The organism is Methanoculleus sp. UBA208 (genome assembly GCF_002498065.1).
Classification (GTDB): Archaea; Halobacteriota; Methanomicrobia; order Methanomicrobiales; family Methanoculleaceae; genus Methanoculleus.
The window spans coordinates 1-5771 of the sequence record NZ_DAFZ01000091.1; the positions used below are offsets into that span (position 1 = coordinate 1).

Here is a 5771-nt window from a genome sequence, read left to right on the forward strand (position 1 = left end):
TCCCAGCGCATCTTAACGCAGGAGTAGTTCGTGAGCCCCTCCTCCGCCATCCGCTCGCTGAGGACGGAGAGCATGCCTCCCGATGGGTCGAGGGCGGTCACGTGTGCGGCGGTCCGGGCCATCGGCACGGCAAGCCTCCCCGTCCCGGCACCCATGTCGAGCACGGTGTCTCCGGCCGCGAGATCCAGGATCGCGAGTTCGTGCTCGGTCGCCTTCTTCTCGTCGCGGGTGACCCGGCGGTAGGCGGCGGCGCGCCTGTCCCAGTGGGCGGCGGGGTCGCGGTCTTTTTCGGCACGTTCGGACGAACCAGCATGCAGGGCTTTCCAGAGCTCGTTCCAGTCGATGATCCGGTGCATGGTTCTTCCTCTCTTCGCGAAATATCATAAGCGCTCGCTCGCGGCAGCAGGGCTGCAATTACGATGCCGGGTCCTCTCTGTTATTCCAGACGTCCCGTCCGCGATCGGTAACATCCCCCGGCAGATCTACGAGTTCGGCGGGGTATGGAGCGAAGAACGATTGGTTCATCAGGTATGGCTCCCCGAACCTGATCACCCAGGACCGGAGCAGGTTTCGGGGTTCGGCCAGCGTAGCGTGGCCGTTTTTATAGCGGTCGATCAGCCTGATGCAGTACGCTCTCTCCTCGTCTGAGATGCGGTCGCTGAAGTATCCAAGGGTATGCAGGAGAACGTTGACGTTGCCGGTATACCGGGGAGCCCGCGCGAGCGCCGCACAGAGCATCCGACGATACCGGAGAAACAGTTCTTTCGGTTCAACCGTTGCCCGGGATGCGACAAGCCTTCCCATCTCCCGCAGCATCTTCTGGCTGCAGGCGAGCAGGAGGAGCTTGTTGTTCGCATGGAACTGCACGAGGGCATGGGGGTCCCGGGTTGCTTCGACACCCCGGAACGCCGCCAGGGTAAAGACCCCGGAGAGAAAATGGTCCCGGATACGTGTATTGTTCAGGCGGAGTTCGTCCTCAACGGGAAGTTCCGGGTACCGCTTCAGCACCTCGCGGGCGAAGAAGCCTGCGGACTTTGCTATCGCCGTGGACTTCTCCATCGACGGATACACCCGGACGTTCCGGGTTCCCGAGGTGGGGGAGCCGCCTTTCAGGATAAAGCCGTCGACAGGGGGGAGTGCATCAAGAAACCGGGCTGCGAAGGCGGACATCTCCTCCGTAACGTCCCGCCCGGTAGCGGGCTGCACGAGGCGATCGGAGCCGTCTATCCGCACGATCCTGACGGTTGAGCGGGGGATGCCGAGCCCGATCTCGACCTCCGGGCAGACCGGGATGCAGTCGGCGTACTCCCTCAGGTGTGCCACCGTGGGGGAGGGTATCTTCGAGCCGTCGTAGCGGCACGGGTCGAACTCGATGCAGCGGCTGACGACGAGGCGGGGTCGCGGGTATTCCCGGGTCATGGGGCATCACGATGCGGCGGGATGCATATGAATCCTTCTGGTGGTGGGAGCGGGTATGTGCCGAACCGTACCCTCCAGACCCCGGCAGGCTTGCTCCCGAACGCCACCTTCACGGCCCTGCGGCGCGACTCTCCTTGTGTGGCGGTCGGCCTTGAGAAGCACGATCTCCCGATGCATGTCCGGATGGGCGCCCGGGCCGGTTCTTCGCTGTATCCCCGGAACCCTTATCCGCCCGCTCGAAAGAGATCCAATCATGAAGGTGCTTGGCATCAGCGGAAGCCCGAGGGCGAGGGGGAACACCGCCCGTCTCCTCGCGGAGGTTCTCCGCGGGGTCTCCGACGCAGGCGGCGAGGCGAGCGCCGTCAGTCTTTCCCGGTATGTTATCGCAGGCTGCGTCGGTTGCGAGCAGTGCAGGCGCGGCCTGACCTGCACCCGCTTCAACGACGGCATGACCATGCTGTACCCCCGCATCGCTGAAGCGGATGCGCTCGTTCTCGGCTCGCCCGTCTACCACTACAACGTCACCAGCCAGATGAAGGCGTTCATCGACCGGCTCTACGCCTTCTACGATTTCACCGATGAGCGTCCCCGGGGCTACTCCAGCCGCCTTGCGGACCGGAAGCGCAAGGCCGTGGTCTTCGCGGTGGGCGAGCAGGCGGACCCCGCCGACCTCGGCGTTGCGCTGGAGGCGCTCTCCCTGCCGCTCCGGCCGCTCGGGTATGAGGTGGTTTCCGAACTCCCGGTCCTCAACTGCTTTGAGCCGGGCATCGTCGGGGAGAGGAGAGAGGTGCTCGAGCAGGCGTACCGGTGCGGCCGGGACCTTGCGGCGGCTCTCTCCGGGGCCTGATACGGCGGCCCGGTTTTCAGAATGTAGCGTTGACCGGTTCGGTGGCGCTTCTTCTCCTATAGCCGGCTTTATGGCGTCGAGCATCGCGTCGGGAGGGGACGTCGCCATGTCCCGGGAACCAGGAGAAAAGGATCGAACCCCCAGCACTCAGTTCTTAAAACTGTGAATCGGTGCGGGAATCCGACCGCCGCGGTTTATGAAGTCGGCGCAGCCGAACCGGTTCACCCGTTGCACCGGTGCGTGACCCAAAAGCCCGCCGTACTCGACGGTCTCGCCAATGTCCTTTCCTATCACCGGGATCAGCCGGACGGCGGTCGTTTTGTGGTTGATCATCCCGATCGCGGCCTCGTCCGCGATGATGCCCGATATCGTCGAGGCGGGTGTGTCGCCCGGAATCGCGATCATGTCGAGGCCGACCGAGCACACGCAGGTCATCGCCTCGAGTTTCTCGATGGTGAGAGCGCCGCGGTTCACCGCATCGATCATCCCCCGGTCCTCGCTGACCGGGATGAACGCGCCCGAAAGCCCGCCGACAAACGAGCTCGCCATGATCCCTCCTTTCTTCACCTGGTCGTTTAGGAGGGCAAGCGCGGCCGTCGTCCCCGGTGCACCGACCGATTCGAGCCCCATTTCTTCGAGGATCCCGGCGACGCTGTCCCCGACGGAGGGTGTGGGGGCAAGGGAGAGGTCGACGATCCCGAACGGGATCCCGAGCCTCTCCGACGCCTCCTGGGCGACGAGCTGGCCTGCACGGGTGACCTTGAAGGCCGTCCGCTTGACCGTCTCGCAGAGCACCTCGAAGTTCTCTCCCCGGACACCTTCGAGTGCGTTCTTGATGACCCCCGGGCCGCTTACGCCCACGTTGATGACCGCATCGCCCTCGGAGACGCCGTGAAACGCCCCGGCCATGAACGGGTTGTCGTCGGGGGCGTTGCAGAAGACGACCAGTTTCGTACAGCCAAGGGAGTTGTTCTCCTTCGTTGCCTCGGCCGTCTCCCGCACGATCTCCCCCATCAGTTTCACGGCGTCCATGTTGATCCCGGTCTTTGTAGAGCCGATGTTGACCGAGCTGCAGACCCTCCCGGTCGCGGCGAGCGCCGCCGGGATCGAGCGGATGAGGGCTTCGTCGGTCGGGGTCATGCCCTTTGAGACGATGGCCGAGTACCCCCCGAGGAAGTTGACCCCCGTATCCCGTGCGGCCCGATCCAGGGTCTCTGCGACCGCCACGAAGTCTTCGGGTGACCTGCAGGCCCGCCCGGCGACGAGCGCGATGGGGGTAACGGATATTCGCGTGTTCACGATCGGGATCCCGTAATCGAGCTCGATCTCCCTCCCGGTCGAGACGAGGTCTCTCGCGAGCCGGGTGATCTTGTCGTATATGTTCCGGTTCAGTGTATCGAGATCGGCGTCGCAGCAGTCAAGAAGGCTGATGCCGAGCGTGATCGTTCTCACGTCGAGCTTCTCCTGCTCGATCATCTTGTTGGTCTCGTTCACCTCGAGAATATTGATCATGGAACCCCTCAGATGCGGTGCATCTTCGTGAAGATGTCTTCCCGCTGGCACCGGATATTGACGCCGATTGCATCGCCGAGCTCGTCGAGTTCGGTCACCATCGCTGCATACGGTTTTGTTGATCCGCCGGTATCGACGATCATCATCATGGTGAAGTAGCCCTGCACGATCGTCTGCGAGATGTCCTCGACATTGACCTGGTTGTCGGCAAGATACGTGCAGACCTTCGCGATGATGCCGACGGCATCCTTCCCGACGACGGTAATGATTGTCTTGCTCATGCTCTCCTGTCCCTGTATGGTATTGATCTCTTCCGGCATTAATCCGATGAGGACGGCACCGGGGCAGTTTTATCCAGGGGGTGGGGGTGATGCGGGACGGCCCCGCACGGGAGCGTGGGGTGGTTCACGGCGGTTCATGTCATCGGTCGTTTGTATCCCGGGGCAGGTTGCCGGTACGGCGGGAATGCCGAGTCCGGGGTTCGCTCTAAGTTAACATAAGTTGACTTAGAAGGGATGCACCGCCGCTATGTCAACACAGGTTGACTTACGCTCCCGTGTGATCGGTAAGTTCCGCCCGGTTGACTTAGAGACGGCAACCTCGTGTAAGTCAACATAAGTTGACTTACAGGGCAACTTATATTGTCGCAAAACGAATTATGCTATATGGAGCGGTATCCCGATAACAGAGCAGGGGTTTTGATCCTTCAGGAAGGCGGATACGATGCGTTCATTCCTCATCCCTTACCCCCGGGAGATCTCGTCCTCGATGAGGGGCTCCTGTATCTGTTATCGAAAGCCGACAGCGCCCTGGCTCGCCTTGATGGAGTCACTCAGGTGCTTCCAAATCCGGATCTCTTCGTAGCGATGTATATCAAGAAAGAGGCCCTGCTGAGTTCTCAGATCGAAGGCACGCAGGCATCCCTTCAGGGTGTTCTTGAGTTCGAGGCGCACATCCGGCCCAGAGACGATATCAACGAGATACAGGAAGTGCTGAATTACATAAAGGCGCTCCACCACGGCATAGAGAAACTGGAATTCTCACCGCTTTCTCTCGATCTGATAAACGAGATTCACCGTTTCCTGATCCAGGGGACACGAGGTTCGCACAAACTTCCAGGGCGGTTGCGGCGCGTTCAGAACTGGATCGGTCTGCCGGGAGGGACTATTCGGGACGCGGTGTTTGTCCCGCCGCCGCCGGAGCAGGTTCCGGGGCTTATGCAGGATCTGGAGCAATTTATCCAGAGCCACGATAGAACGCCGACGCTTGTGAAGGCTGCTCTCCTCCACGCTCAACTGGAAACGATCCATCCGTACCTGGATGGCAACGGAAGAATGGGCAGGTTGATGATCACGTTTTATCTCTGTTCCAGGGATGTTCTGGCGAGGCCGCTGCTCTATCTCAGTTATTTCCTGAAGAAGAATCGCGAGGAGTATTATACACTCCTCAACGGTATCCGGTACCAGGGGAACTGGGAGGCGTGGCTGGAGTTCTTCCTTCAGGGCGTCATTGAAGTCTCCAATAACTCCATCGAAACAGCAAAGAGAATCATTCAACTCAAGGAAACGCTGATTGAAAAATTGCTGGAGAACAATATCGGCGGGGTCAATGCGGTTAAACTGATCGATACGCTCTTTGATCACCCCATCATCACGATAGGGCAGGTAATGGAGGAGTTACGCATCAGTCGCCAGGCCGCAACCAAACTTGTAGGAAAATTCGAGGATATCGGTATCCTGGAAGAGATAACCGGAAAAGAACGATATAAACAGTATATGTTTGTGGACTACGTCAGGATTATCGAGGAAGGCACGCGAATATAGTTGATCGTCCATGAAGAAATACCACAAACATGACCAGACTACGATGGCGGCCTGGGCCGCGGACTGCGCCGAGCGGGTCCTCCCGCTCTTTGAAGCGGCCTACCCGGAGGACGACCGGCCGCGAAACGCCATCGAAGCTTGCCGAACGTGGGTCCGGACGGGCGTATTCA

7 protein-coding genes are annotated in these 5771 nt (G+C 60.5%); 3 read left to right on the forward strand and 4 right to left on the reverse strand.

Annotated elements, in window-relative coordinates:
* On the reverse strand, window positions 1-356 hold a 356-nt coding region (locus BRA62_RS09285), incomplete at its 3' end, for a class I SAM-dependent methyltransferase (RefSeq protein ID WP_292366289.1).
* 58 nt (window positions 357-414) lie between these two features.
* A complete protein-coding gene (locus BRA62_RS09290; RefSeq protein ID WP_292366290.1) occupies window positions 415-1419 on the reverse strand; it encodes a YbgA family protein in 1005 nt (334 codons plus the stop codon).
* Window positions 1420-1672: 253 nt separating this feature from the next.
* Here BRA62_RS09290 and BRA62_RS09295 point away from each other — a divergent pair, with 253 nt between their 5' ends.
* The gene (locus tag BRA62_RS09295) at window positions 1673-2266 is read left to right on the forward strand and encodes a flavodoxin family protein (RefSeq protein ID WP_292366291.1); all 594 of its coding nucleotides are present in this window, start codon (window positions 1673-1675) and stop codon (window positions 2264-2266) included.
* Window positions 2267-2413: 147 nt separating this feature from the next.
* Here the strand turns inward: BRA62_RS09295 and BRA62_RS09300 are convergent, their stop codons facing one another.
* Both BRA62_RS09300 and BRA62_RS09305 read right to left on the reverse strand, forming a co-directional pair.
* Window positions 2414-3778 (reverse strand): PFL family protein, encoded by a 1365-nt coding sequence (locus BRA62_RS09300; RefSeq protein WP_292366292.1) that lies wholly within the window; start codon window positions 3776-3778, stop codon window positions 2414-2416.
* 8 nt (window positions 3779-3786) lie between these two features.
* Entirely contained in the window at window positions 3787-4059 is a 273-nt protein-coding gene (locus BRA62_RS09305) for an ACT domain-containing protein (protein ID WP_292366293.1), read from the reverse strand.
* A gap of 384 nt (window positions 4060-4443) precedes the next feature.
* Between BRA62_RS09305 and BRA62_RS09310 the strand changes: the two genes are divergently transcribed.
* Window positions 4444-5601 (forward strand): Fic family protein, encoded by a 1158-nt coding sequence (locus BRA62_RS09310; RefSeq protein ID WP_292366294.1) that lies wholly within the window; start codon window positions 4444-4446, stop codon window positions 5599-5601.
* Between the two features lie 10 nt (window positions 5602-5611).
* The coding region (locus BRA62_RS12770) for a putative immunity protein (RefSeq protein WP_349680547.1) at window positions 5612-5771 on the forward strand (160 nt) is incomplete at its 3' end.